The sequence below is a fragment of the Kitasatospora sp. NPDC029367 genome (assembly GCF_055569135.1).
The window spans coordinates 31,945-57,558 of record NZ_JBVHYH010000031.1 but is presented as its reverse complement, the minus strand read 5'-3'; the positions used below and the strand labels follow the sequence as shown (position 1 = coordinate 57,558).

The window sequence follows — 25,614 nt, the reverse complement described above, 5'->3', positions numbered from 1 at the left end:
CCGGGGAGGGAGGTGCCGAGGGGGCCGGCCGAAAGAGGGTTCTCGGTGTCGGGACGACGGGGCTTGCGAAGGGGGCCGGACATGAAGCGGGTGCTGGGCGCGGTGGCGATCACGGCGGCGGTGGTGCTGGGGATGCAGGCGTGCCTGCCGTTCCTGGAGTCGGACGAGCACCGGACGGTGACGTACGGGGTGGCCGAGGCGGTCAAGGAGCTGGTGGTCGAGGGGGAGAACGGCGGGGTCGTGGTGACCGGCACCGGTGACTCGGTGCACGTCGTCGAGAAGCAGAACTACCGGGGGTCCGCGCCGAGGAGCACCCACGAGGTGAAGGACGGCGTGCTGCGGCTGGGGTACTCCTGCGAGTCCTGCGGGGTGGGGTACGAGGTGCAGGTGCCGGCCGGCACCAAGGTGCGGATCAAGGAGGAGAACGGCGGGGTGCGGCTGACGGGGCTGTCCGCCGAGGTGACGGCCGCGGTGGAGAACGGCGGGGTCGAGGCCACCGGGCTGACCTCTCCGACGGCGCACCTGAGCGCGACCAACGGCGGGGTGCGGGCCGACTTCGCGGCGGCGCCGTCGGCACTGGAGGCCCGGGTCGGCAACGGCGGGGTGCGGCTGCGGGTGCCGTCCGGGGAGGCGTACGTGGTGGACGCGCAGGCGGGGTCGGGCGGGGCGGACATCGGTGTCCCCTCGCGGCCGGGTGCGGCGCACAGCATCACGGCGCGGTCGGAGAGCGGCGGCGTGACGGTCAGCGGTGTCTGACGGGGCGGTGCTGTCCGAGCCCGCGGGTCCCGGCCGGGCGGTGCTTCCCGAGCCGGCGGTGCCCGGCCGTGCCGTGCCGGTGGTTCTGCCGGTAGGGCATGATCTTCTCCGCGGGGACGGCGTCCCCGGGTACGGGGGAGGTGCGACGGTGGAGCGCGCGGCGCGTTGGCGGAGCCGGACGGCCGGGCTGAGCCCGTACGTGCTGGACACCTTCCTGGCGGCCTGTTCGGCGGCGGTGTCGGTCTGGTCGGTCTACAACGACGACACCGACTGGCCCTGGTGGGTGTACCTGCTGGCGGTGTCCACCGCGCTGTTCCTGCCCTGGCGGCGCAAGGCCTCGCTGCCGGTCCTGATCGTGGGCGCCGCGCCCTCGCTGGTGGTGTCGGTGGTGGCGCACTCGGCGAACCCGCAGGTGCCGCTGTACGCGGTGATCGGGATGTACACGGTCGCGGAGCGCTTCCCCGACCGGCAGCGCTGGCCGGTGCTGGCGGTGGTGGTGGCCGCCAATGTGCTCGGCACCCATTCGCCGAACGGCGCGCTGTTCAGCGTGCTGACCTCGGGCGGTTCCTTCGTCTTCGGCGCCCTGGTGCGCACCCAGCGGGAGCTCGCCCGGATGCAGGCCGAGCGGGCGCGGGAGGCGGGGGTGCGGGCGGCCAGCGAGGCGGCCCGGGCGGTCGCCGAGGAGCGGGCCCGGATCGCCCGGGAGATGCACGACATCCTGGCGCACGCGGTGTCGCTGATGGTCATCCAGGCCGAGGCCGGGCCGCTGGTGGTGCGCCACGACCCGGACCGGGCGATCCGCGCCTTCGACACCATCGCCGACGCGGGCCGCGACGCGATGGTGCAACTGCGGCGGGTGCTCGGCGTGTTGAAGGACCCGGAGGCGGAGCGGGCGCTGGCGCCGCAGCCCCGGCTGGCCGAACTCACCGACGTGGCCGAGCGGGTGCGCGGGGCCGGCCTGCGGGTGGACCTCGAACTCGCGGACGGGCTGGGCGGGTTGCCCGCCGATGTGGAGGCGGCCGGGTACCGGATCGTGCAGGAGGCGCTGACCAACACGGTCAAGCACTCCGGGGCGGACCGGGTCGCGATCAGGGTGGGGCGGGTCGACGGGGTGCTGGAGGTGGTGGTCTCCGACAACGGTCGCGGGGTGCCGCTGGCCGCCGACCGTACGGTGGCCGGCTGGTCCGGCGGGCGCGGGCTGGTCGGCATCCGCGAGCGGGCCGCGGCCTGCGGCGGCCGGGCCGAGGCCGGTCCGGGGCCGGAGGGCAGGGGTTTCCTGGTGAGTGCCCGGCTGCCGCTGGGGCCGGCGGGCGTGGTGGAGAGGGTGGGCGGATGACGCCGATACGGGTGGTGGTCGCGGACGACCAGGAGTTGGTGCGGGCCGGGTTCGGGATGATCCTGGACGCCCAGCCGGACATCGAGGTGGTCGCCGAGGCCTGCGACGGCGCCGAGGCGGTCGAGGCGGTGCGCGCGCACAACCCGGACGTGCTGCTGCTGGACGTCCGGATGCCGGTGATGGACGGCCTGGAGGCGGCCCGCCGGGTGTGCGAGGAGTTCCCGGCCACCAAGGTGATCATGCTGACCACCTTCGACATCGACGACTACGTCTTCGACGCGCTGTACGCGGGCGCCAGCGGCTTCCTGTTGAAGGACGTCCGCCGGGACGACCTGGCGCACGGGGTGCGGATGGTGGCCTCGGGCGAGGCGCTGCTCGCGCCCTCGGTGACCAAGCGGCTGATCGGCGAGTTCGCGGCCCGCCGCCCGGGCGGCCGGGAGCGGGCGGTGCGGCCGCCGTCCAGGCTGCTGGAGCAGTTGACCCTGCGTGAGCAGGAGACGCTGCGGCTGATCGCGCGCGGGCTGTCCAACGCGGAGATCGCGGCCGAGCTGGTGGTCAGCGAGCACACCGTGAAGACCCACGTCAGCAATGTGCTGAGCAAACTCGGGCTGCGCGACCGGGTGCACGCGGTGGTGTTCGCGTACGAGGCCGGTGCGGTGGTCGCGGGCGAGGGCTGAGGACCTCACCCGCGAGAGGGAGGCGGACAGTTCACCGGTGCGGGCGATCCGTGACGAGGGTCTCGGGGGAGAGGCTCTGCGGTGTCGGAACGGACCGACGGACACCTGACGGAGGGCTCGAAATGAACGCCGATCTGCACCCGCGCCGCACTGCGTACGCCGTCGTCGGCGCGACCGCCCTGATGGCCCTGTACGGCGGCATCCGGCTGGTGCCCGGCTCCCGCGAGCCGGGCCCGGGCTGGACGGCCGGGCACACCGCGATGTTCGCGGGCCTGCTGCTGTTCGTCCCGATCCTCCTGGCCCTGCGCCGGGTGCTCGCCCCGCGCCGCACGGCGGCCGGGCGGCTGGCCGCGAACGCCGCGCTGGGGACGGCGTTCGCGGGCCTGGCCTGCTCACTGGTGCAGATCGGGATCGACCTGGTGGTCGGCCTGAGGGCGGCGGACAAGCCGGACCAGTCGCGGATGTTCGAGAGGATCCAGGACGTCCCGGGGGTGTCCGCGGCGGTGTACCAGGTGGGCCCGCTGCTGTTCTACGTCGGCCTGCTGGCGATGCTGATCGCGGCCTCGGTGGGCGCGGGACGGGCGCTGCGCTGGTGGAGCCCGGTGCTGATGCTGGTCGGGACGGTGGCCACGGCGGCCGACCTGGCCTTCATCCCGGTGGCCGCCGTCTGCTACCTCGCCGCCCTCGCCCCGCTGGTCCGCCAGGGCGGCGCGCGGACCCCGGCCATCGCCTGAGAACCGGAAGGGGCGTAAGGACCCTTTACGGACGTACCGCATGCATACGATGATCATTCCGGCTTCCCCTCACGGCCTGGAGTGATCGAGCGATGACGACGACGGCGAAGTTCGACCCCTGGTCGGCGGAGTTCGTGGCCCACCCGTACGACGCGTACGCCGAGCTGCGCGAGCACGCGCCGGTGACGTACCACGAGCCGACGAACCAGTGGCTGGTCTCCCGCCACGAGGACGTCAGCGCCCTGCTGCGCGACCGGCGGCTCGGCCGCACCTACACCCACCGGTTCAGCCACCAGGAGTTCGGCCGCCCCGAGCCCGACCCGGCACACGAGCCCTTCCACACCCTCAACGACCACGGGCTGCTCGACCTGGAGGCCCCCGACCACACCCGGATCCGCCGGCTGGTCTCCAAGGCCTTCACCCCGCGCATGGTCGAAGGGCTGCGGCCGACCGTCCGGCGGCTGGCCGGGGAGCTCGTCGACGACCTGCTCGCGGCCGGCGGCGGCGACCTGATCTCCGCCGTCGCCGAGCCGCTACCGGTCGCCGTGATCGCCGAGATGCTCGGCGTGCCGGAGGGCGACCGGCACCTGCTGCGCCCCTGGTCCGCCGACATCACCGGGATGTTCGAGCTCAACCCGAGCGAGGAGGCCGCCCGCCGGGCCGTCACCGCGAGCATCGAGTTCTCCGACTACCTGCGCGCCCTGATCCGCGAGCGCCGGGGCAACCCGGGCACCGACCTGATCAGCGCGCTGATCCAGGCCCAGGAGGGCTCCGACGCGCTCAGCGAGCAGGAGATGGTCTCCACCTGCGTGCTGCTGCTCAACGCCGGCCACGAGGCGACCGTCAACACCACCGGCAACGGCTGGTGGGCGCTGTTCCGCCACCCCGAGGAGTTGGCCCGGCTGCGCGGCGACGTGGACGGGCTGCTGCCCACCGCCGTCGAGGAACTGATGCGCTGGGACACCCCGCTGCAGATGTTCGAGCGCTGGGTGCTGGAGGACATCGAGGTCCGCGGGGTCACCGTGCCGCGCGGCGCCGAGATCGCCCTGCTCTTCGGCTCCGCCAACCGCGACCCGGAGCGCTTCGCCGACCCCGACCGCCTCGACCTCGGCCGCACCGACAACCCGCACGTCACCTTCGGCGCCGGAATCCACTTCTGTCTGGGCGCCCCCCTTGCCAGACTGGAGCTCACCGAGTCCTACGGCACGCTGCTGCGCCGGGCCCCGGGCCTGCGGCTGGTCCGCGAGCCCGAGTGGAACCCGGGCTACGTGATCCGCGGGCTCAAGGAGCTGTTGGTCGAAGTGTGACGGGAAGCGGGGGAGAAGGCCGTGGGCAAGGCGACGGGGGCACTGCTGGGGCTGGCCATCGGCGACGCGATGGGCCGGCTGACCGAGTTCCAGGACGTCGAGCGGATCGCCGCCGACCACCCGGACTGGCGGCGGCTCCCGCTGCCGGAGCAGGCGCTGGTCACCGACGACACCCAGATGACGCTCGCCCTCGCCCGCGGCCTGCGCACCGCCCTGGCGCGCGGGCCCCTCACCCCGCTGCACCTGGAGCACCCGGTCCGCGCGGAGTTCGTCGACTGGTGGCGCTCCCCGGAGAACAACCGCGCCCCCGGCATGACCTGCCTGCGCGCCTGCGAGCGGCTCAGCCGCGACGAGTACCGCTGGCAGCAGGCCAGCGACGTGGGCTCCAAGGGCTGCGGCGCCAACATGCGGGTCGCCCCGATCGGCCTGATCCGCGACCTGGACGCCCGGCAGCTCTCCGGCGCCGCCCAGCTGCAGTCCGCGCTCACCCACGGCCACCCGACCGCGCTCGCCGCCAGTGACCTCACCGCGTACGCCGTCCGCAAGCTCGCGGAGGGCGTCCCGCCCGCCGGCCTGCCCGCCGTGCTACGGGCGTACGCGCTGGCGAGCCGCGAGCGCTACGACGAGTTCTGGCTCGGCGACCTCGCCGACCGCTGGTACGGCGCCTCCCCGCAGGCCGTCCTCGCCCGCGGCTGGGAGGACTGCCTCAAGGTCCTCGACCAGGTGCAGGCCGCCCTCGCCGCCCCCGACGTGGAGGCCGACCCCTGCCTGGCCACCGGCGAGGGCTGGGTCGCCGAGGAGGCCTTCGGCACCGGCCTGCTCTGCTTCCTGCTGCTGCCCGACGACCCGGTGGCCGCCGTCCGCCGGGCCGCGTACAGCTCCGGCGACTCCGACTCGCTCGCCTGCCTGACCGGCGCTTTCGCCGGCGCGCACCACGGCGAGGCGGCCTGGCCCGCGGAGTGGGTGGAGCGGATCGAGCACCGGGACGAACTGCTGGAGTTCGGCGCGCTCTGGGACTGAGCGGGAACCGGCCGACGGGGCGCCGCGTCGAAGGGCCATGACGAACAGCAGCAGCGGAACCCGTCGTCGCCCGCCCCGCCGCCCCGCGGCACTGCTCCTCGCCGCCGCGCTCGCCGCACCGCTGGTCAGCGGCTGCGCCAGTACCGGCACCGCCGCCACCGGGGAGCAGCGGGCCTCCGCACCGGCCACCCGGCCCGCCGTCGACCAGGCCTCGGTGGCCGCCACCGCCAAGGCCACCGACGCCTTCGGCCTGGACCTCCTGCACGCTCTCACCGCGTCGCCCGGCGGGGCCGGGCGCAACACCGTGGTCTCGCCCGTCGGGCTGGCCACCGTGCTCGGGATGCTGATGCCGGGCGCGCGCGGCGCGACCGCGCAGGAGCTGGCCAAGGCCCTGCACACCGAGCTCGACCCGAAGCAGTACGCGCTCGCCGTCGGCGCGTTGGACCGGCGGACGAAGAACGGCGACCAGCTCACTCTGCACCAGGCCGACGAGGTCTGGACCCAGCAGGGCTTCCCGGTGAACCCGGACTACCTGGCGACCCTCGCCACCGCCTTCGACGCCGGAGTGCACACCACCGACTTCAAGAAGGACCCGGAGGGCAGCCGCAAGGCGGTCGACTCGGCCGTGGAGAAGGCTACCGAGGGGCGCGTCAAGGACCTCTTCGCGCCGGGCGCGATCAACGCCGACACCCGCGTGGTCCTCACCGACGCGCTCTACCTCAAGGCGAAGTGGGCCGCCGAGTTCAAGCCCGGGCAGACCGCCGACCGCCCCTTCCGCAAGCTGGACGGCACCGCCTCGAACGTCTCCACGATGAGCCAGACCGGCGAGTTCAGGTACGCGGAGGGCTCCGGCGGGATCGTCGGCGAGCCCTGGCAGGCCGTCGAACTCCCTTATGCGGGAGGCAACGTGGCGATGGATCTGATCGTCCCCGCGCAGGGCGGCTTCGCCGCCTTCACCAAGGGGCTGGACCAGCCCCAGCTGGACCGGATCCTCGGCGCCCTCAGCGCGCAGCCCGTCGACCTCCAGCTGCCGCGCTTCCACTTCGACACGTCCAACGAGCTCACCCCCGCGCTGCGTTCGCTCGGCGTCCACTCGGCCTTCGACGCCGCCGACCTCACCGGGATCGCCGAGCAGCCGCCGCTCGCCGTCAGCACGGTGGTGCAGAAGGCCACCGTGCAGGTCAACGAGGAGGGCACGGTCGCGGCGGCCGGCAGCGGCGCCGTGGCCGGCGTCGCGGCGGTGCCCGCCCCTCGTCAGGCCGCCGAACTGCACATCGACCGGCCGTTCCTGTTCCTGGTCCGGGACACGTCGAACGGGCGGCCGCTGTTCCTGGGGCAGGTCACCGACCCGCAGGCGAAGTAGCCCCCTACCAGGCCGGGTAGCGCCCGCCGAGCGCCGGGTGGCCCGGGTCACGGCTGCCGAACAGCACCAGCAGGTCGTCCGCGACCGTCAGCAGCTCGGCCCGCCCCTCGACGGCCTCGGCCCAGTCGGCGGGCAGCGCCGAGGCGCCGTACGCGGCCCCGACCAGGTTGCCGCAGACCGCGCCGGTGGAGTCGCTGTCCCCGGAGTGGTTCACCGACAGCAGCAGCGCGGTGCGCACCGGATCGGGGTCGAGGGTGGCCGCCAGCAGCGAGTACACCGCGATGGCCAGGCACTCCTCGGCGATCCAGCCGAGCCCGACCCGCTCCACCGTGTCCGCCGAGGGCTCGGCCTCCTGGGCCAGCCGGACCGCCCGGGCCAGCGCCTGCACGGTCTCCTTGGACCTCGGCAGCTCGCGGATCTGCTCGACCGTCTCCCCGACCGCCGCCCACGGCTCCGTCCCGGCCGCCAGCCGCTCGACCAGCGCCGCGAAGGCGCCTGCGGCGAGGTAGCCGGTCGGGTGCCCGTGAGTGAGCTGGGCGCACTGCACGGCCAGCCCGAAGGACTGCTCGACCCCGAGCCGGGCCAGCCCGAACGGCGCCGCGCGCATCACCGAACCGCAGCCCTTGGAGCCGGGGTTGATCGGCCCCGGGCTCCCGATCGGGGCCGGTGCCTCGAACACTGGGTGCTCGGACACCCCGCTCAGGCAGGCGTTGCCCGGCGCCCGCCGCGCGTACAGGAACGGCCGGCCGAGCAGCCAGCCGTCGTACGGGCGCGGCTGCGGTTCGGTGTCCGGGGCGCCCTGGTACTGGGTCCGCAGCCAGCGCCGGTAGGCGCCGTGCACGGCCTCCGGGACGGAGCCGCCGCCGCCGGACCAGCCGCGGACGAAGCCGCGGATCAGCCCCTCCGCGGTGAACAGCGTCATCTGGGTGTCGTCGGTGACCTCCACCGACCCGGCGCTCCCGGACGGCAGCGCCGTCACGCCCTGCGGGCCGAACCGCTCCTGGATCTGGTGGAGTTGCTGGAACTCCACCGGCCAGCCCAGCGCGTCGCCGATCGCGCCGCCGAGCAGCGCTCCGCGCACCCGGTCCCGGTATCCGGACTCCGCCGCCGACTCCGTCACGTCGAATCCCCCTTCGTTCGTGGCGGGTCGTTTCTATCAGGCGGGCCGTCAGGTGTGGATCTCGCCCCGCCCGTGCAGGGCGGCCCGGTCGGCCGCGGCCCGCCCGGCCGCCCAGCCCTCGCCGTCGCTGACCCGGACCCGCTGGGAGACCAGCTTCGGGAACAGCCGGCCGACCTCCTCGTCCACCGCCGCCGAGCGGGCGGCCAGCGCGGGCAGCAGCCGCTCGTCGGGCAGCAGCTGCTCCTCGGTGCCGTCCTCGCGCAGGTGGCGGCCGGCCGCGGCGGCGTCGGTGGCCCGCTCGGTGGCGGCGGTCAGCCGCTCGCGGATCCGGGCCGCGTACGCGACCAGGAAGGACTGCCGGAACGCCTTGCTGCGCGAGTCCTTGCCGGACCCGGCCTTGTTGAGCGCGTGGGTGGCCTGCACCAGCAACGAGGTGTAGAGCAGTTCGACGCCGTCCAGGTCCCCGTCGAAGCCGATCACGGTGCAGAAGCCGAACTCCTTGGCCCACACCACCCGGCACCGGTTGGCCGCCGCGACCGCGTCCAGCAGCATCGTCTTGGGTCCCTCGTACGGGTTGTCCACGCCGATCCGCAGCGCCGCCGGGGTGTTCCGGTCGGCCCCGGCGGCGGCCAGCAGCGCGTCGTCGATGCTGTGCTGGGCCATCAGCTGCTGGGCCTTGGCGGTCAGCGCCTCGGCCTCCTCCGGGAACTCGGTGGACTCGGCCTTGGCCAGCAGGGCCCGGATCCGGGCCAGCATCCGCGGCTCGCCGGCCACCGGCCCGGCAGGGCGTCGGGCCGGCCCGGCCTGCCCCGGCTGCCCGGGCGCGGGGCCGACCGGGGCGATCGGGGGCAGCCGGCCCCAGCTGCGCAGCAGCTCCAGCAGGGCGGTGGCGAGCGCGAAGCGGTCCAGCCGGTGGCGGTGGGCGAAGGCGCCGAGGTACTGCTCGTCCGCGGGCCACCAGACCTCGGCCTCCAACTCGCGCAGCTGCTCCTGCCAGCGCCGGTCCAGGGCGGCGGCGGGGTGGCGGCGGGACTCGGCGGCGATCAGGTCCACCGCGAGCGCCAGGTGGACGGGCTTGAGCCCGCGCCGCACCACCCGCACCAGGTCCGCCGGGCGCCAGCCCGCGGACCAGCAGCGGCCCACCGCGGAGTCCGCGTACCTGAGCACCGCCCGGCTGACCGCCGGCCACTGCCCGGCCGAGGCGGCCAGCAGCGAGGCCCCGGTGTCCAGGGCGAGGTCCAGCCCCTCGTCGGGGACGGTGAGCACCGAGCGCACCGCCTGCTCCAGCAGCGGCCCGGCGTTCCCGTCGCCCTGCTGCGCGCGCTTGCCCACGGTGTGTCCCTGCTCTCCTCGACGGCCCGGCCCCTCCGGCCCATGATGCCGGAGCGGCCGGGCCGACCGGGCCAGGGTCCGTCTTCGAACTCCCGTCGTTCGCCCCGCAGGCGGGAGTTCGCAGACAAGCCCTACCGCTCGATGGCCTTGGCCATGATCTCCGGCACACGCTCCAGCAGCCGGGGGGCCGCCAGCCGGATGCCCAGGGTGGCGACCAGGGCGCCGTAGGCCGGGCCGAGCAGCAGCAGCGGCCAGCTCGGCCCGTCCGAGAGCAGCGCCCAGAGCAGGTAGCCGCCGACCGGCAGGGAGAGCACCGCGACACCGAGCATCGAGCCGAACTGGTTGAGCAGGATCAGCCCGCCCTGCCCGGGGGCGGCGTTGCGCATCGGGTTGCTGTCGGCCGGCATGGTGTACGGCGCGAGCACGCTGAACACCGAGCCGAGCGCGATGCCGCCGCCGAGCACCGCCAGCGCGAGGCCGAGGGCGGACGGCAGTGCGCCCCACTCGCCGGTGACGGCGGCCAGCACCAGCCCGAGCACCACGGTGACCGGCACGGCGTACGACAGCACCGCGTACGCCCGGCCGCGCAGTTCGTCCCGGGCGTCGGCCGGGGTGCGCAGCGTGGCGGCGACCATCCAGAACGCCGAGCCGTCCATGCCGAACAGGTTGAGCATCTGGAGCCCGAGGAAGGTCCCGGTCATCGCCAGCAGGTAGACGCTCGACCAGCCCTGCACCACCGACAGCAGGCAGATCACCAGCGTCATCCCGACGCTGGTGAACAGCGCGGCCTTGGCCCGCGGCTCGCGCCAGGCGTACCGCAGGTGGCGCTGCATCACCGCGCCGGTGCGGCCCTCGGGCAGGAAGCGCCAGCCCCGGGCGCTCTGCACCCCGCGGGCCACCTCCAGGGTGGAGGAGTCGGCGGTGACCATCAGCTCCTGGAGGCTGTTCCGCCACCAGCGCAGCAGCAGGAGGAGCAGCGCGCCGGCCGCGGCGAGCTGGAGCAGCGCCGCCCCGTACTCGCCCGCGCCGACGCTGCGGGGGGCGTCGGCGGCGCTGACCGGCGGGATCCAGCGCAGCACCGCGGCGATCGGCCTGAGCGGGCTGAGGTCGATGTCCCGGTCGTGCTGCCGGCCGAAGATGCTCTGCGAGCCGACGTTGGCGCCCTGGACGAGCAGGGCGAAGGCCAGTCCGCCGAAGATCGCGAAGTCCTTGCCGCGCCGGCTGGAGAGCATCCGGGCGTTCCCGGCCGCGACCGCCCGGGACAGCGTGACCAGGCAGAGCAGGGCGAGCGGCACGGCGACCACCGCGGTGGCGGCCGAGGCGCCGCCGGACAGCACCGCGCCGGTCACCAGCACCAGGCTGATCAGCGGACCGGGCCCGAGCAGCGAGGCCAGCAGCGAGCCGCGCAGCAGCGGGCCGGGCCGCAGCGGCAGCATGGTGAGCCGGGTCGGGTCGGCGCTCTCGTCGCTGGAGAACAGGAACAGCGGCAGCGCGGCCCAGCCCAGGGTGAGCACGCCGACCAGCATCACCCCGGTGTTGCCGGAGCCCTCGTAGCGCCCGTTGAGCATCGCCATGCCGAAGGCGATCAGGCCCGCGAAGGCCAGGCCGAGGACGCCGCCGACGACGTACACGGCCGCCCGGCCCCGGCTGCGGCGCAGCCCGTTGCGCAGCAGCCGCAGCTTGAGCGCGACCAGGCCGCGGACCACCGTCCGGTCGTCCGGCACGGCGGTGACGGGCGCGGTGACGGCGCTCACCGGGCGTCCTCGGCGCGGCCGCCGCCGAGCCAGCCGAGGGCCTGGCCGTCGTCCTCGCGGACGCCGATCAACTCCAGGAAGGCCGCGTGCAGGCTGCGTCCGCCGCGGACGGAGTCCAGCGGGCCCTGGGCGATCACCCGGCCCGCGTTGACCACGGCGACCCAGTCGCAGAGCTGCTCGACCAGCTCCATCACGTGGCTGGAGAAGACCACGGTGGAGCCGGCCGCCGCGTACCGCTTGAGCACGCCGCGGATGGTCTGGGCGGAGACCGGGTCGACGCCCTCGAAGGGCTCGTCCAGGAACAGCACGTCGGGGTTGTGCAGCAGCGCGGCGGCCAGCCCGATCTTCTTGCGCATGCCGGTGGAGTAGTCGGCGACCAGCTTGTCGGCGTCCCGGCCGAGGTCCAGGACGGCCAGCAGCTCCTCGGCGCGGCGGTCCACCTCGGCGCCGGGCAGGCCGCGCAGCCGGCCGGTGTACTGGAGCAGTTCGCGTCCGCTGAGCCGCTCGAACATCCGCAGACCCTCGGGCAGGATGCCGATCCGGGCCTTGACCGAGACCGGGTCGGCCCAGACGTCGGTGCCGTGCACCAGCACGGTGCCCTGGTCGGGCCGGAGCAGGCCGGTGACCATGGACAGCGTGGTGGTCTTGCCGGCGCCGTTCGGCCCGACCAGGCCGATGAACGACCCGGCGGGGAGCTCCAGGCTGAGCCCGGCGACGGCGGCCTGGGTGCCGAAGTGCTTCCACAGCCCCTGGATGCTGACGGCGGACGGGGTGCCCGGTCCGGGCCGGTCGGCGGTGGTCGGTTCGGAGGGCGACGGTTCTGACGCCTGCATGGCGGCCTTCTGTCTCTGGTCGTGGGGTGGACGTGCGGTGGTGCGGCGCTCCGGAGCCCAGCCTGGCACCGGCCCGACGGGCTGTCGCCTGCTTTGAGCATCCCCTGAGCCTGTCCGCCGAACGGGTGAGGCGCGCCGCTCGGCGGCGGTCTCCGGGAGCTGCCGGTCGGATTCGGCAACTACTCAGTTCCCCGGTTCGTCCTGCACTATGAGGACCAGTGAGCGCGCGGGGGTGCCGCGGCGCCCGGGAGGTGGCGGATGTCCGTTCAACCGTGGGGCGAGTCCCGCCCCGCCGACCGGTCCGGCCGGCGGGCGGCGGGCTGGCAGCCTGCGCCGACCCAGCAGTCGGCGATGCGGGCCGGCCACGCCGACCGGGACCGGACGGTGGACGTGTTGAAGGCCGGGTTCGCCGAGGGCCGGCTGTCCGCCGAGGAGTACGGGCAGCGCCACGAGGCGGCCGCCCGGGCGGTGACCTACGGCGAGCTGGCCGCGCTGGTGGCCGACCTGCCGTCCGGGCCGATGGCGGCGCCGTTGCAGGCCGCGCAGCCCGTCCCGGCGACCTTCCTGCTGCCGCCGCCGGTGCCGCAGGCCCGGCCCACCAGCGCGCTGGCGGTGATCTCCCTGGTGTGCGGCCTGACCGGCTTCCTGGCGCTGCCGGTGGTGCCCGCGCTGGTCACCGGCCACCTCGCCCGCCAGCAGATCCGCGAGCGCAACATGGACGGGGACTGGGCGGCGGTGCTGGGGCTGGTGCTCGGCTACCTGGGCGGCGCCTTCTGGCTGCTGGTGATCATGCTGGGCATCCTCTGACGGCCCCGGACGCCCCGTTGGCGGGTGCCCGCCGACTGTGGTAGAGCGGGTGGAGGGCGGCCCGACACCGGCCGGTCGCGTACGGGACACCGGGGCGACACCGGGCCGAAGGCCGCGACCTGCGGCGTTGCATTTGTTTTGACCGAGCCCCATGCGCTAGGTACGCTCTGACCTTGTGCCTGGGGTGTCCCCGGGTCCTTGTGCGTGCATGCACACCGGTCGCCGCGCCGAGCCGGAGCGCCTCAAAGCGCGCCGCGCGTAGAGCGCCGTCGCTGTACATCAGCTCATGGGATTCCGTGTCGGAATAGCCCAACACACCCGACCGCGTGGGTCGACCACGGGGCCGTGTGCGAGGGAGACACCGCAGGTTAGTTCCACCAAGCCTTGGCACACAGAAAACGGAGAAACGGTGCCTACGATCCAGCAGCTGGTCCGAAAGGGCCGGCAGGACAAGGTCGAGAAGAACAAGACTCCCGCGCTGAAGGGCTCCCCGCAGCGTCGTGGGGTCTGCACGCGTGTGTACACGACCACCCCGAAGAAGCCGAACTCGGCTCTCCGCAAGGTCGCCCGTGTGCGCCTCACCAGCGGGATCGAGGTCACCGCTTACATCCCGGGCGAGGGCCACAACCTGCAGGAGCACTCCATCGTGCTGGTGCGCGGTGGTCGTGTGAAGGACCTTCCTGGTGTCCGCTACAAGATCATCCGCGGTTCGCTCGACACCCAGGGTGTCAAGAACCGCAAGCAGGCCCGCAGCCGCTACGGCGCCAAGAAGGAGAAGTAAGAATGCCTCGTAAGGGCCCCGCCCCGAAGCGCCCGGTCATCATCGACCCGGTCTACGGCTCCCCTGTCGTCACCCAGCTGGTCAACAAGATCCTGCTGCACGGCAAGCGCTCCACCGCCGAGCGGATCGTCTACGGCGCCCTCGAGGGCGTCCGTGAGAAGACCGGCTCGGACCCGGTCGTCACGCTCAAGCGTGCGCTGGAGAACGTCAAGCCGGCCCTCGAGGTCAAGTCCCGCCGTGTCGGTGGCGCGACCTACCAGGTTCCGGTCGAGGTCCGTCCGGGCCGCGCCAGCACCCTGGCGCTGCGCTGGATGGTCGGTTACTCCCGCGCCCGTCGCGAGAAGACCATGACCGAGCGCCTGATGAACGAGATCCTCGACGCCAGCAACGGCCTGGGCGCTTCCGTGAAGCGTCGCGAGGACACCCACAAGATGGCCGAGTCCAACAAGGCCTTCGCGCACTACCGCTGGTAGTCCGTACCCCGTCACTAGACAGAGAGAGAACGAGCCACCATGGCTGCAACCTCCCTTGACCTCGCCAAGGTCCGCAACATCGGGATCATGGCGCACATCGACGCGGGCAAGACCACCACCACCGAGCGGATCCTGTTCTACACCGGCGTGTCGTACAAGATCGGTGAGGTCCACGATGGCGCTGCCACCATGGACTGGATGGAGCAGGAGCAGGAGCGCGGCATCACGATCACGTCGGCCGCGACGACCTGTCACTGGACCGTCGACGATGCCGACCACACCATCAACATCATCGACACCCCGGGTCACGTCGACTTCACCGTCGAGGTGGAGCGTTCGCTGCGCGTCCTCGACGGTGCCGTCACGGTGTTCGACGGTGTCGCCGGTGTCGAGCCCCAGTCCGAGACCGTGTGGCGGCAGGCTGACCGCTACGGCGTTCCGCGCATCTGCTTCGTCAACAAGCTGGACCGCACGGGCGCGAACTTCTTCTTCTGCGTCGACACCATCGTGGAGCGCCTCGGCGCCACCCCGCTGGTGATGCAGCTGCCGATCGGTGCCGAGGCGGACTTCCAGGGCGTCGTCGACCTGGTCCGCATGAAGGCGCTGGTCTGGTCGGCCGAGGCCGCCAAGGGCGAGATGTACGACATCGTCGACATCCCGGCCGAGCTGCAGGAGCAGGCCGACGAGTACCGCGAGCAGCTGATCGACACCGTGTCGAACTTCAGCGACGCGGTCATGGAGCTCGCCCTGGAGGGCGAGGAGATCCCGGTCGAGCTGCTGCAGGACGCGATCCGCAAGGGCACCCTGAACTCGGACTTCACCCCGATCTTCTGTGGTACCGCCTTCAAGAACAAGGGCGTTCAGCCCCTGCTCGACGCGGTCGTCAAGTACCTGCCGTCGCCGCTGGACATCGAGTCCATCGAGGGCACCAAGCCGAACGACCCGGACACCAAGATCTCCCGCAAGGCCTCGGACGAGGAGCCCCTCGCCGCCCTTGCGTTCAAGATCATGTCCGACCCGCACCTCGGCAAGCTCACCTTCGTCCGGATCTACTCCGGTCGCCTGGAGTCCGGCACCTCGGTGCTGAACGCCGTCAAGGGCAAGAAGGAGCGCATCGGCAAGATCTACCGCATGCACGCGAACAAGCGTGAGGAGATCGAGTCGGTGGGCGCCGGCGACATCGTCGCCGTCATGGGCCTCAAGCAGACCACCACCGGTGAGACGCTGGCCGACGAGAAGAACCCGGTCATCCTGGAGTCCATGGACTTCCCGGCCCCGGTCATCCGCGTCGCCATCGAGCCCAAGTCCAAGGGTGACCAGGAGAAGCTGGGTGTCGCCATCCAGCGTCTCGCCGAGGAGGACCCGTCCTTCCAGGTCAACACGGACGAGGAGACCGGCCAGACCATCATCGCGGGTATGGGCGAGCTGCACCTCGAGGTGCTCGTCGACCGTATGCGCCGTGAGTTCAAGGTCGAGGCCAACGTCGGCAAGCCGCAGGTCGCGTACCGCGAGACGATCCGTCAGGCCGTCGAGCGCATCGACTACACCCACAAGAAGCAGACCGGTGGTTCCGGTCAGTTCGCCAAGGTGCAGATCGCGATCGAGCCGCTCGAGCAGGCCGAGGGCTACGAGTTCGTCAACCTGGTCACCGGTGGTCGCGTTCCGCGCGAGTACATCCCGTCGGTCGACGCCGGTTGCCAGGAGGCCATGGAGTTCGGTGTGCTCGCCGGCTACCCGCTCCAGGGTGTCCGCGTGAAGCTGCTGGACGGTGCGGCGCACGACGTCGACTCCTCCGAGCTCGCGTTCAAGATCGCCGGTTCGATGGCCTTCAAGGAAGGCGCCAAGAAGGCCAAGCCGGTCCTTCTTGAGCCGATGATGGCCGTCGAGGTCACCACGCCCGAGGACTACATGGGCGACGTGATCGGCGACATCAACTCTCGCCGTGGCCAGATCCGGTCCATGGACGAGCGTCACGGTGCCCGCGTCGTCACGGCGCTGGTGCCCCTCTCCGAGATGTTCGGCTACGTCGGTGACCTGCGCAGCAAGACCTCTGGTCGCGCGAGCTACTCGATGCAGTTCGACTCGTACGCCGAGGTCCCCAAGGCCGTGGCTGAGGAGATCATCGCCAAGTCCAAGGGCGAGTGACCTCCCGATTTTCGGGATGATTCACACCCCTTAGGCTGTTAGGAGGCGACCCGGGAGGATCCGTCCGGATCCTCCCGGGACCTCCGGCCCCCCACACCCACGGGGCGGCGCGAGGTGCCCAGGGCACCCGGGCCGGGCCCGAATCAAAGACCAACTGACGTCAGCACGGCGTACAGGAACTGTCCTCAGGAGGACTCAGTGGCCAAGGCGAAGTTCGAGCGGACGAAGCCCCACGTCAACATCGGCACCATCGGTCACATCGACCACGGCAAGACCACGCTGACCGCGGCCATCACCAAGGTGCTGCACGACGCGTACCCGGACCTGAACCCCTTCACGCCGTTCGACCAGATCGACAAGGCCCCGGAGGAGCGTCAGCGCGGTATCACCATCTCGATCGCGCACGTCGAGTACCAGACCGAGGACCGGCACTACGCGCACGTCGACTGCCCGGGTCACGCTGACTACATCAAGAACATGATCACCGGTGCCGCCCAGATGGACGGCGCCATCCTGGTGGTCGCCGCCACCGACGGCCCGATGCCGCAGACCAAGGAGCACGTCCTCCTGGCCCGCCAGGTCGGCGTTCCGTACATCGTCGTCGCCCTGAACAAGGCCGACATGGTGGACGACGAGGAGATCCTGGAGCTCGTCGAGCTCGAGGTCCGCGAGCTGCTCTCCGAGTACGAGTTCCCGGGCGACGACCTGCCGGTCGTCCGCGTCTCCGCGCTCAAGGCCCTCGAGGGCGACGCCGAGTGGGGCGAGAAGCTCCTCGGCCTGATGAAGGCCGTCGACGAGAACATCCCCACCCCGGCCCGCGCCGTGGACCAGCCGTTCCTGATGCCGATCGAGGACGTCTTCACGATCACCGGTCGTGGCACCGTCGTCACCGGTCGCATCGAGCGCGGCATCCTCAAGGTCAACGAGACCGTCGACATCATCGGCATCAAGACCGAGAAGACCACCACCACGGTCACCGGCATCGAGATGTTCCGCAAGCTGCTCGACGAGGGCCAGGCCGGTGAGAACGTCGGTCTGCTGCTCCGTGGCATCAAGCGCGAGGACGTCGAGCGCGGCCAGGTCATCATCAAGCCGGGTTCGGTCACCCCGCACACCGACTTCGAGGCCCAGTCCTACATCCTGTCGAAGGACGAGGGTGGCCGTCACACCCCGTTCTTCAACAACTACCGCCCGCAGTTCTACTTCCGTACCACGGACGTGACCGGCGTCGTGACCCTCCCCGAGGGCACCGAGATGGTCATGCCGGGCGACAACACCGCCATGACCGTCGCGCTGATCCAGCCGATCGCCATGGAGGAGGGCCTCAAGTTCGCCATCCGTGAGGGTGGCCGCACCGTCGGCGCCGGCCAGGTCACCAAGATCCTCAAGTAATCGAGGCTCTGACCTGCCTGCCCCGTCAGGCTCGTCCGAAGGGCCCCACGCACCGCACGGTGCGTGGGGCCCTTCGGCGTCTGACCCGGCGCTCACCTGGGCGCACTTCCTCTCACGGGCAGCTCATGGCCGACTGTTATGGTCGGCTCACCATCCAGCCCCGCCGTCGCGGAAAGTGGGATCCAACGCATGTCTACGGCACCGCTGTTGTCGGTCGTGATGCCGATCTACAACGAGCAGGAGGCGCTCCCGCTCACCGTCGAGCGACTGCGTCCGATCCTGGACGGGCTGGGGGTCGACTACGAGGTCGTCGGCGTGGACGACGGCAGCCGGGACGCCACCCCCGTGCTGATGCAGAAGATCCGGCAGGACTGGCCGGAGTTCCGCATCGTCCGCTTCGCCCGTAACTCCGGGCACCAGGCCGCGCTCACCGCGGGCATCCACCGGGCGCTCGGCGACTACGTGGTCAGCATCGACGCGGACCTCCAGGACCCGCCGGAGAAGATCCCGGAGATGCTCGAGCTGGCCCGCGAGCAGGGCCTCGACGTGGTCTACGGCGTGCGCGGGGACCGCGGCACCGACACCGCCTTCAAGCGCCGCAGCGCGGGCGCGTACTACTGGCTGATGCGCCGGCTGGTCGGCAAGCGGATGCCCAACCAGGCCGGCGACTTCCGGCTGCTCAGCCGGGCCGCTGTGGACGCCCTCAAGCACCTGCCCGAGCACCAGCCGGTCTACCGGCTGCTGGTGCCGTGGCTCGGCTTCCCCAGCGGCGAGGTCGTCTACGTCCGCGAGGAGCGGGTGGCCGGCGGCACCCACTACCCGCTGTCCAAGATGGTGCGGCTCGCGCTGGACAGCATCACCAACTTCTCCGCCGCCCCGCTGCGGCTGGCCACCTACCTCGGCCTGGTCAGCTTCGTGGTCTGCATCGCACTGGGGATCCACGCCACCGTCGCGTACGCGCTCGGCTCGACGGTGCCCGGCTGGTCCTCGCTGTTCATCGGGATGCTCTTCCTCGGCGGGGTGCAGCTGATCTGCGTCGGGCTGCTGGGGGAGTACGTGGGCCGGATCTACTCGGCGGTGCAGAACCGCCCGACCTACTTCATCGGCTACGACTCGGCCGAGGACGCCGAGCGCGAGGCACGCGAGGCGCGCGACTCACGCGAGGCGCGCGACTCACGCGACTCACGCGAGGCGCGCGGCTCGGGCGACGAGCGGGGCCGGGGCCGGTGACGCCGACCGAGGAGCCCGCCGGGCCCACCCCCGGGGCCCGCCGCCAGCTGCCGTCCTTCCTGGTCATCGGCGTCCTCAGCACCGTCTTCTACCTGGGGCTGTTCGTCCTCGCGCGGTCGTTCACCGACCCGCAGGCGGCCAACCTGATCGCCCTGGCGGTCAGCGCGGTGGCCAACACCGCGGCCAACCGGCGCTTCACCTTCGGGGTGGTCGGCTCGCGGGGGATGGTCCGCCACCAGCTGCAGGGCGCGGTCGCCTTCCTGATCGGGCTCGGCCTCAGCTCCGGGGTGCTCGCCCTGCTCGACCGGGTGGTGCCGGACGCCTCCCGGCCGGTGGAGGTCGGCGGGCTGGTCGTCGCCAACGGGCTGGCCACGGTCGCCCGGTTCGTCCTGTTGAAGGTCTGGGTCTTCCGCGGCGGGCAGTTGGACCGCTCCGGGGCCTGACCAGCGGATCCGCTCCACCGCCGATCCTCGGACGGTCCCGGGCCGACGGGCCGTGTGCGCGCCCGCTGGTTCGCAGGCGGCCGACAGGGCCCCTGGGAGGTCTGGACCAATGTGGCCCTCGCTATGCTGGGCGACTGCAGCCTGCCCGCAGACGGTGGCGGAAGTCCGGACCCGGTAGGGGGGAGACGGGCGGCAGGGACATGACCGGAAGGGCACGGCACCGTGTCGACCATACAGAGCTCACCCGACAGCGAGACCGGGCACAGAACCGTGCCGCCGGGACCGCCGTCCTCGCCCGCCGACGGCAGACGGCCGCGGCGCAACCCGCTCGTCCTGGCAGGCGGGCTCGCCCTGTCCTGGCTGGTGCCGGCCGGCCTGGTCGCGCTGCACCTGGGCGTCGTGCTGCTGCCGCTGCTGCTGCTCGCGGTCGCCGCCGTGATCAGGGTCGGCGGTGTGCTGCTCGACCGGCTGTTCGTCGCCGGGCTGATCCTGGCCGGCTCGGTGCTGACCTTCGGCCTGGTCTTCTCGCTCTGGCCCTGGGGCCTGTCGCCGACGGCCACCACCGGTGTGCTGTTCAGCGTGCTGACCACGGCCGCCTGGGCGGCCAGGCGCGCCCCCCGGCTGCCGCTGCGCTTCCGCTGGTCGGACCTGCTGGTGGTGGGCACCTTCGCCGGGATGTGGCACTACCTGTTCCACCCGGTCGCCGGCGCGTCGGCCGCGGAGCGGGTCGCCTTCTTCGCCACGGCGGAGGACCGGCTCTCGCACTTCTCCTTCTTCTCCAGCATCCAGGGCGTCGGGGGCTTCGCCTTCCTCCACCAGGAAGCCGCCAGGTCCTACCTGATCCCGCCGTCCGAGGTGACCTACCCGCAGGGCTCGCACTTCCTGCTGGCCTGGATCGACGGGCTGGTCCACTCCGCCGCCGACCCCGGCGACATGGTCCACACCATGAACCGGTACTTCCTGTACCTGCTGGTGGCGTACGCGCTGTTCTGCACCGCGCTGGTCTGGGCGGCCCGCTGGATCGGCGGGCCGCGGCTGCGCGGCTGGCGGGCGGCGGCGGTCTGCGCGACCGTCGGCGCGATCATGTTCGCCACCAACTACCTGGACCTGCTGGTCCACGGCTTCGACTCGACCTTCATCGGCCTGCTGCTGATCGCGCTCGCGCTCGCGGTGCTGATCCGGCCGGCGATGGGCCGCACCGAGTTCGTGCTGGTGGCCTCCGCCGGGCTGATCTCCGTCACCTACACGTACAACATCTACGGCGCGTTCGTCGGCGTGGCGCTGCTGGGCGCGCTGGTGGTGCACCGGCGCAGGTTCGCCGGGCGCTGGTGGTGGGTCCTCGGCGCGCTGGCGTGCGCGCTGGGCGTGGCCGCGCTGCCGAGCGTCCTCTCGGTGATGGGCGACCTGGACGTCGCCAGCGCCTCGAACATGAGCGGCCCGAGCGTCAGCGCCGACCGCTCGATCCTCATCGGCGGCGGGCTGCTCGGGCTGCTGGCGGCGGCCATGCCGCGCAACCGCCGCACCGCCACCGGCCAGGCGCATCTGGCGGTGCTGCTCGGCACGGGCGGCCTGCTCAGCGCCTTCGCGGTCTACCAGCTGCAGACCATCGACAAGTACTCGTACTACTTCCACAAGATGACGGCCGTGGGCGTCGTGGTCGCCCTGCTGTCGATCGGCGCGGTCGGGGCGGTCCTCCAGACGCCGCACCGGGGCACCGGCAACGCGCTGAGCCGGCGCCTGGGCGAGCTGGCGCTCTCCGGGCTGACCGTCGCCGCCGCGCTGAGCCTCTTCGCCAACGTGCAGTGGGGCTTCCTGGCCACCAAGGAGGCCCCGTCCGCGTGGTCCAACAACCCGCTGGTGGTCTGGAGCCGCGGCGAGGCCGAGACCGACATGGGCCCCAAGGGCATGGACGGGCTGAGGGTCCTGCACGGCGACAAGCCGGTGATCGCGCTGGTCTCCAACGACGACGTCAAGAACCTCAAGGCCACCTGGCTCGCCTCGCTGATGAACCGGCGCGGCGGTGACATGAAGGCGCTGTACGACATCCACTGGGTGGGCATCGGCGGTCCGCAGGTGAAGGAGGAGGACTACCAGCGCTCCCTCGGCCGGTTGAAGGGCGCCATCGAGAAGCTCCCCGCCCCGCACCCGACGCCGACCATCCTGACCGCCGACCGGTCGGTCGGGGAGCGGATCAAGCGGGACCTCGCCAAGAACGGCGTGACGGTCGACGTCGTGAGCGATCAGGGGATCCTCTGGACCCAGCCGTGGGGGCGTACATTCCCCGGGACCGTCTGAGATGACGTCCGAGGGAACGCCCGTGCGCACCGAGCAGTCACGGCCACCCGCTACTATTCACAGCAATCGCACGGCTTGGCCGGCCTCGTGCGGAGGTGTGCGGCACGGCCGGCCGGTGAATTCGGTGGTCATGTGATGAAGAACCCGATCGCCAAGCTGCTTGGGGCGCTTCCCCCGGGGGCGCGGCTCGTGGTCGGTGGCACGGTCGTGCTGGGAGCGTCGGCGTACGTCTACATGGCGCTCGTGGGCTACAGCCTGAGCGCCGTGGGCAAGGCCAATGTCACCATGCTCTGGACCATCGTGATGTCCGTGGGCTGGGGACTCTTCCAACCGGTCGAACTCGAACTGACCCGGCTGGTGGCCGCCCGCAAGGTGGCCGGGCACGGGGCGTTGCCCGCGGTGCGCCGGATGCTGCTCCTCGCGATGGCGCTGCTGGCCGCGGTGTGCGCGCTGCTGGCCGGGGCCGCCGGCCCGGTCGCCGACCTGCTGTTCAGCGGCGACAGGGCACTGGTGGTCGCCCTGGCCGGCGGCCTGGCCGGTCTCGCGGTGAGCTCGGTGGCCCGCGGTGCCCTGGCCGGCCTCGGGCTGTTCGGCCCGTACGGCACCCAGCTGGCGGTCGACGGCGGGCTGCGGATCGGCCTGGCCGCCGTGGCCGCGGCGGTCGGCCTGCACTCGGCGCTGGCCTTCGGCCTGATCCTCTTCGTCTCCCCGCTGGCCGCCTCGCTGATCGGCCTGCGCGGCACCCTCGCGGACCGCACCCCCGGCCCGGAGGTGCCCTGGAAGCAGCTGACCAGCGGCCTCGGCCTGCTGATCGCCTCGGTGATGCTCAGCCAGCTGGTGGTCAACGCGACCGTGGTCTGCGTGCGCCTGCTCTCGCCGAAGCACTCCGAGGCCTCCGACGCACTGGTCTTCGCGATCGGCCAGGCCGTGGTGATGGCCCGGGCGCCGCTGTTCGCCTACAGCGCCCTGCAGGCCTCGATGGTCTCCGCGCTCTCCGGCGCCGCCGCGGCCGGCGACCACGCCGAGTTCCGCAAGGTGCTGACCCGCACCACCGCGATCGTCGCCGCGATGTGCATCGGCGGTGGCCTGCCGGTGATCGTGCTCGGCTCGAAGCTCAACCCGCTGCTGTTCAACGCCAAGGACGTGCTCGGCCCGCTGGACTTCGTCTGGCTGGTCTTCGGAACGCTCTGCTACGTGCTCGCGACGGTCTTCGGCCAGGCGCTGATGTCGAGCGCCCAGCACCGTCGTCAGCTGGTGGGCTGGACCGCCGGTTCCGTAGCATTGGTGGCTGTCGCGCTCGCACCGGGCGACGTGGGTCTCCGGGCGGAGCTCGCGTACCTGGCGGGCTCACTGGTCAGTGCCGTTCTGATGTTGTGGTCGCTGTACCGCGCCTTCCCCTCCCGCCCCGCCGCCGTGTCGGCAGACCGGTCCGCGGCAGAGCCGCTGCGGACCTCCTGAGGTGGGCCCAGACACCATGACCAGCACCGATAGACAGACCCGAGGCACGGGCCGCCGTGCCGTTCGCCAAGCATGGAGCACCTGTGTCCGAGTATGACAACGTCTGGCTGGTGATCCCGGCCTACAACGAAGGCCAGGTGATCGCCGACGTCGTGGAGGGGGCACGCAAGACCTTCCCGAACATCGTGGTGATCGACGACGGCTGCACCGACGACACGGCCGAGCACGTCATGACGACCGGCGCCCACCTGGTGCGGCACCCGGTCAACCTGGGGCAGGGCGCCGCGCTCCAGACCGGTCTCAAGTACGCGCTCGCCCAGGAGGGCGCCGAGTACTTCGCGACCTTCGACGCGGACGGCCAGCACCAGACCGGCGACGTCGAGAAGATGGTGGCGCTGCTGCGCGAGGGCGAGGCCGACATCGTCCTCGGCTCCCGCTTCATCGAGCAGACCGGCCAGGTGCCGTGGATCAAGCGGGTGGTGCTCCGCACCGCCGCCGCGGTCAGCCCGACCGCCCGCAAGCTCAAGCTCACGGACGCCCACAACGGGCTGCGGGTGATGAACCGCGAGGCCGCCAGCCGGATCAAGATCACCATGAACGGCATGGCGCACGCGTCGGAGATCGTCTCCTTCCTCGCCGGCTCGGACCTGCGGGTCGCCGAGGTTCCGGTGGACATCCTGTACACCGACTACTCGCGCGCCAAGGGCCAGTCCCTGATCAACGGCGTGAACATCCTCTTTGACATCTCGCTGCGGGAGCGTAACGGCCGATGAACCACCTCTGGATCCAGCTCATCCTGGTCGTGGCCGCGGTGGCCATGGCGCTCGTCTTCGTCTGGCGTTGGGACAAGGCGAACACCCGGGCGTGGAAGCGCATCGCCTTCACGCTCTTCGTGATCGTCAACGTGGTCGCGATCCTGTGGCCGACCGGCGTGACCAAGCTGGCCACCGCCCTGGGCGTCGGCCGCGGCACCGACCTGGTGCTCTACCTGATGGTCATCGCCATGGGCTTCCTGACCCTCAACACCTACCTGCGCTTCCGCTCGCTGGAGAAGAAGATCACCGACCTGGCCCGGACCGTGGCCATCACGGAGGGCGTCCGGCACAACAACGACCGGCTCAACGCCCCGGTCGGCTCCGAGCGCTGATCCCGGGCGTTCGGACGGCGCGGCGAACACCAGTGGCGGGGGGGGGGGGGGGGGGGGGGGGGGGGGGGGGGGACCCCCCCCCCCCCCCCCCCCCCCACTCCCGTTGTTCTCCGTGCGTCGAGGTCCGGTCAGCCTCAGTTGAAGACCAGGACGTCGGTGCGCATCGGGATGGAGCTGTTCCAGCCGATGTTGATCTTGAAGGTCACGATCCCGTTGCCGGGGGCGATGCTCGACACCTGGAAGGCGGCGGCGCCGACGAAGCGGTTCCCGTTGGAGTCGATCTCGGAGGCGGTGATGACGACGGTGGAGTCGATCCCGATGACGTTCCAGGGGATCTGCAGGTTGAACGTCCCGTGCGAGGGGGTCCAGGTCCACCAGCCGCGCCACACGGCGCCGACGTTGCCGCCGATCGCGGCGAGCTCCTGTCCGGGGCTGGTGGGCTGCGAGTGGCCCGCGATCTGCGGGATCTCGGAGGCGGAGGATTCGGCTGCGCTCATGGCGTCACTCCTTGCGCCGGGAGAGCCCCATGAGCTCTCCGGATGCTTCGAGTGTCGGTCAGTGTGCGGAGCGTTCGCAATCACTCGTACGAGTGAACTCCCTTGCGCCATAGGCGATTTGGCGTTCAGTTCGGCCAGGGATCATTGGCAGGTGTCGGGTTGTTGGGGGGCGCCGACTGCTACCAAGGGCCCCATCCAACACCTCGTCCCAACCTGGGGGGTGGCTAGTCGATCTCCTCGGCTGCCAGGAGGAGATCTGCCCGGAGCTTCTTGAAGTGTGGGTTGCGAAGGACTCCGGAGTCGTGGTCCTGGAGGTGGTCGATCATATCGAGACCAGCGGCTGCCAGTGCTCTCCTGAACTCCCCAGGTGTCGCCCGGATGGCTCCGTCCTCGAAGTCGCAGGTCATTTCGACGATGCTGCCGGTCCTCGTGAGGAAGATATATCCCTCCCCCTCGGGGAAATAGTACTCAGACTTTCCTGACCGGCGTGCCTCTGCGATGCAGAGGAGCATGACCCTGGTGAAGTCGAAAAGGGAGACACCCGGCATCTCGAAGGTGATTCCGTCTCCGTGGATCTCGATGTCACCGAGTGGCCGGTGGTGCGTCAGTTCGGTCAGGCCGACCTGCTGGACCGGGGACTTTGATTTCCTGAAAGGATTGCCTTTCGTGGAGATTCTCATCGACACGGTCATTCGCTGTTCTCCTGAGGCTGGA

The 25,614-nt window shown here is 71.8% G+C and carries 24 protein-coding genes; 18 read left to right on the top strand and 6 right to left on the bottom strand.

Going from position 1 to position 25,614, the window contains the following annotated elements; translation table 11 throughout:
* Window positions 1-81: 81 nt before the first annotated feature.
* The 7 genes from ACZ4W5_RS18995 to ACZ4W5_RS18965 all read left to right on the top strand — a co-directional run bounded on the left by ACZ4W5_RS18995 (window position 82) and on the right by ACZ4W5_RS18965 (window position 7,193).
* A complete protein-coding gene (locus ACZ4W5_RS18995; protein WP_360226193.1) occupies window positions 82-756 on the top strand; it encodes a DUF4097 family beta strand repeat-containing protein in 675 nt (224 codons plus the stop codon).
* 148 nt (window positions 757-904) lie between these two features.
* A complete protein-coding gene (locus ACZ4W5_RS18990) occupies window positions 905-2,092 on the top strand; it encodes a sensor histidine kinase (protein WP_465655657.1) in 1,188 nt (395 codons plus the stop codon).
* Window positions 2,089-2,769 (top strand): response regulator transcription factor, encoded by a 681-nt coding sequence (locus ACZ4W5_RS18985; protein WP_360226199.1) that lies wholly within the window; start codon window positions 2,089-2,091, stop codon window positions 2,767-2,769. The genes ACZ4W5_RS18990 and ACZ4W5_RS18985 overlap by 4 nt, the downstream gene beginning before the upstream one ends.
* Before the next feature lie 122 nt (window positions 2,770-2,891).
* The gene (locus tag ACZ4W5_RS18980) at window positions 2,892-3,503 is read left to right on the top strand and encodes a hypothetical protein (RefSeq protein WP_465655655.1); all 612 of its coding nucleotides are present in this window, start codon (window positions 2,892-2,894) and stop codon (window positions 3,501-3,503) included.
* Window positions 3,504-3,595: 92 nt separating this feature from the next.
* Window positions 3,596-4,810 carry a cytochrome P450 gene (locus tag ACZ4W5_RS18975; RefSeq protein WP_465655654.1) on the top strand — a complete coding sequence of 405 codons (1,215 nt, stop codon included), beginning with the start codon at window positions 3,596-3,598 and terminating at the stop codon, window positions 4,808-4,810.
* Between the two features lie 21 nt (window positions 4,811-4,831).
* Window positions 4,832-5,830 carry an ADP-ribosylglycohydrolase family protein gene (locus tag ACZ4W5_RS18970; protein WP_465655652.1) on the top strand — a complete coding sequence of 333 codons (999 nt, stop codon included), beginning with the start codon at window positions 4,832-4,834 and terminating at the stop codon, window positions 5,828-5,830.
* 37 nt (window positions 5,831-5,867) lie between these two features.
* On the top strand, window positions 5,868-7,193 hold the full coding sequence (locus tag ACZ4W5_RS18965) for a serpin family protein (protein WP_465655650.1): 1,326 nt from the start codon (window positions 5,868-5,870) through the stop codon (window positions 7,191-7,193).
* Between the two features lie 4 nt (window positions 7,194-7,197).
* Here ACZ4W5_RS18965 and ACZ4W5_RS18960 read toward each other — a convergent pair whose 3' ends face one another.
* From ACZ4W5_RS18960 to ACZ4W5_RS18945, 4 genes are all read right to left on the bottom strand, one after another.
* A complete protein-coding gene (locus tag ACZ4W5_RS18960; protein ID WP_465655648.1) occupies window positions 7,198-8,313 on the bottom strand; it encodes an ADP-ribosylglycohydrolase family protein in 1,116 nt (371 codons plus the stop codon).
* 48 nt (window positions 8,314-8,361) lie between these two features.
* The gene (locus ACZ4W5_RS18955; protein WP_360226217.1) at window positions 8,362-9,645 is read right to left on the bottom strand and encodes a DUF2786 domain-containing protein; all 1,284 of its coding nucleotides are present in this window, start codon (window positions 9,643-9,645) and stop codon (window positions 8,362-8,364) included.
* Window positions 9,646-9,776: 131 nt separating this feature from the next.
* Window positions 9,777-11,399, bottom strand: a complete 1,623-nt coding sequence (locus ACZ4W5_RS18950; protein ID WP_465655646.1) for a transporter — start codon at window positions 11,397-11,399, stop codon at window positions 9,777-9,779.
* Window positions 11,396-12,232, bottom strand: a complete 837-nt coding sequence (locus tag ACZ4W5_RS18945; RefSeq protein WP_360226223.1) for an ABC transporter ATP-binding protein — start codon at window positions 12,230-12,232, stop codon at window positions 11,396-11,398. The genes ACZ4W5_RS18950 and ACZ4W5_RS18945 overlap by 4 nt, the downstream gene beginning before the upstream one ends.
* 258 nt (window positions 12,233-12,490) lie before the next feature.
* On the opposite strand from ACZ4W5_RS18945, the gene ACZ4W5_RS18940 reads away from it, so the two are divergent.
* The 11 genes from ACZ4W5_RS18940 (at window position 12,491) to ACZ4W5_RS18890 (ending at window position 24,403) form a co-directional block, all read left to right on the top strand.
* Window positions 12,491-13,039, top strand: a complete 549-nt coding sequence (locus tag ACZ4W5_RS18940) for a DUF1707 and DUF4190 domain-containing protein (RefSeq protein WP_465655645.1) — start codon at window positions 12,491-12,493, stop codon at window positions 13,037-13,039.
* A gap of 409 nt (window positions 13,040-13,448) precedes the next feature.
* Window positions 13,449-13,820, top strand: a complete 372-nt coding sequence (rpsL, locus tag ACZ4W5_RS18935) for a 30S ribosomal protein S12 (RefSeq protein ID WP_014144289.1) — start codon at window positions 13,449-13,451, stop codon at window positions 13,818-13,820.
* 2 nt (window positions 13,821-13,822) lie between these two features.
* Complete coding sequence (gene rpsG / locus ACZ4W5_RS18930) at window positions 13,823-14,293, top strand: 30S ribosomal protein S7 (protein WP_030055803.1); 471 nt, start codon at window positions 13,823-13,825, stop codon at window positions 14,291-14,293.
* A 39-nt stretch (window positions 14,294-14,332) separates the two neighbouring features.
* Window positions 14,333-16,438, top strand: coding sequence for an elongation factor G (fusA, locus tag ACZ4W5_RS18925; RefSeq protein WP_360226229.1), 2,106 nt, complete (start codon window positions 14,333-14,335; stop codon window positions 16,436-16,438).
* 198 nt (window positions 16,439-16,636) lie between these two features.
* Window positions 16,637-17,830, top strand: a complete 1,194-nt coding sequence (gene tuf / locus ACZ4W5_RS18920; protein ID WP_360226232.1) for an elongation factor Tu — start codon at window positions 16,637-16,639, stop codon at window positions 17,828-17,830.
* Between the two features lie 189 nt (window positions 17,831-18,019).
* On the top strand, window positions 18,020-19,060 hold the full coding sequence (locus ACZ4W5_RS18915; protein ID WP_465655643.1) for a glycosyltransferase family 2 protein: 1,041 nt from the start codon (window positions 18,020-18,022) through the stop codon (window positions 19,058-19,060).
* Entirely contained in the window at window positions 19,057-19,503 is a 447-nt protein-coding gene (locus ACZ4W5_RS18910) for a GtrA family protein (RefSeq protein ID WP_465655641.1), read from the top strand. The genes ACZ4W5_RS18915 and ACZ4W5_RS18910 overlap by 4 nt, the downstream gene beginning before the upstream one ends.
* A 222-nt stretch (window positions 19,504-19,725) precedes the next feature.
* Window positions 19,726-21,798 (top strand): hypothetical protein, encoded by a 2,073-nt coding sequence (locus ACZ4W5_RS18905; protein WP_465655639.1) that lies wholly within the window; start codon window positions 19,726-19,728, stop codon window positions 21,796-21,798.
* Window positions 21,799-21,933: 135 nt separating this feature from the next.
* The gene (locus ACZ4W5_RS18900; protein WP_465655638.1) at window positions 21,934-23,256 is read left to right on the top strand and encodes a hypothetical protein; all 1,323 of its coding nucleotides are present in this window, start codon (window positions 21,934-21,936) and stop codon (window positions 23,254-23,256) included.
* A gap of 83 nt (window positions 23,257-23,339) precedes the next feature.
* Complete coding sequence (locus ACZ4W5_RS18895) at window positions 23,340-24,029, top strand: glycosyltransferase family 2 protein (protein ID WP_360226247.1); 690 nt, start codon at window positions 23,340-23,342, stop codon at window positions 24,027-24,029.
* Window positions 24,026-24,403 (top strand): DUF2304 domain-containing protein, encoded by a 378-nt coding sequence (locus ACZ4W5_RS18890; RefSeq protein ID WP_360226250.1) that lies wholly within the window; start codon window positions 24,026-24,028, stop codon window positions 24,401-24,403. The genes ACZ4W5_RS18895 and ACZ4W5_RS18890 overlap by 4 nt, the downstream gene beginning before the upstream one ends.
* Before the next feature lie 134 nt (window positions 24,404-24,537).
* On the opposite strand, the gene ACZ4W5_RS18885 is transcribed toward ACZ4W5_RS18890, so the two are convergent.
* Both ACZ4W5_RS18885 and ACZ4W5_RS18880 read right to left on the bottom strand, forming a co-directional pair.
* Window positions 24,538-24,900, bottom strand: a complete 363-nt coding sequence (locus ACZ4W5_RS18885) for a hypothetical protein (protein WP_360243666.1) — start codon at window positions 24,898-24,900, stop codon at window positions 24,538-24,540.
* Window positions 24,901-25,124: 224 nt separating this feature from the next.
* Window positions 25,125-25,592, bottom strand: a complete 468-nt coding sequence (locus ACZ4W5_RS18880) for a hypothetical protein (protein WP_360243663.1) — start codon at window positions 25,590-25,592, stop codon at window positions 25,125-25,127.
* Between the last annotated feature and the right edge of the window lie 22 nt (window positions 25,593-25,614).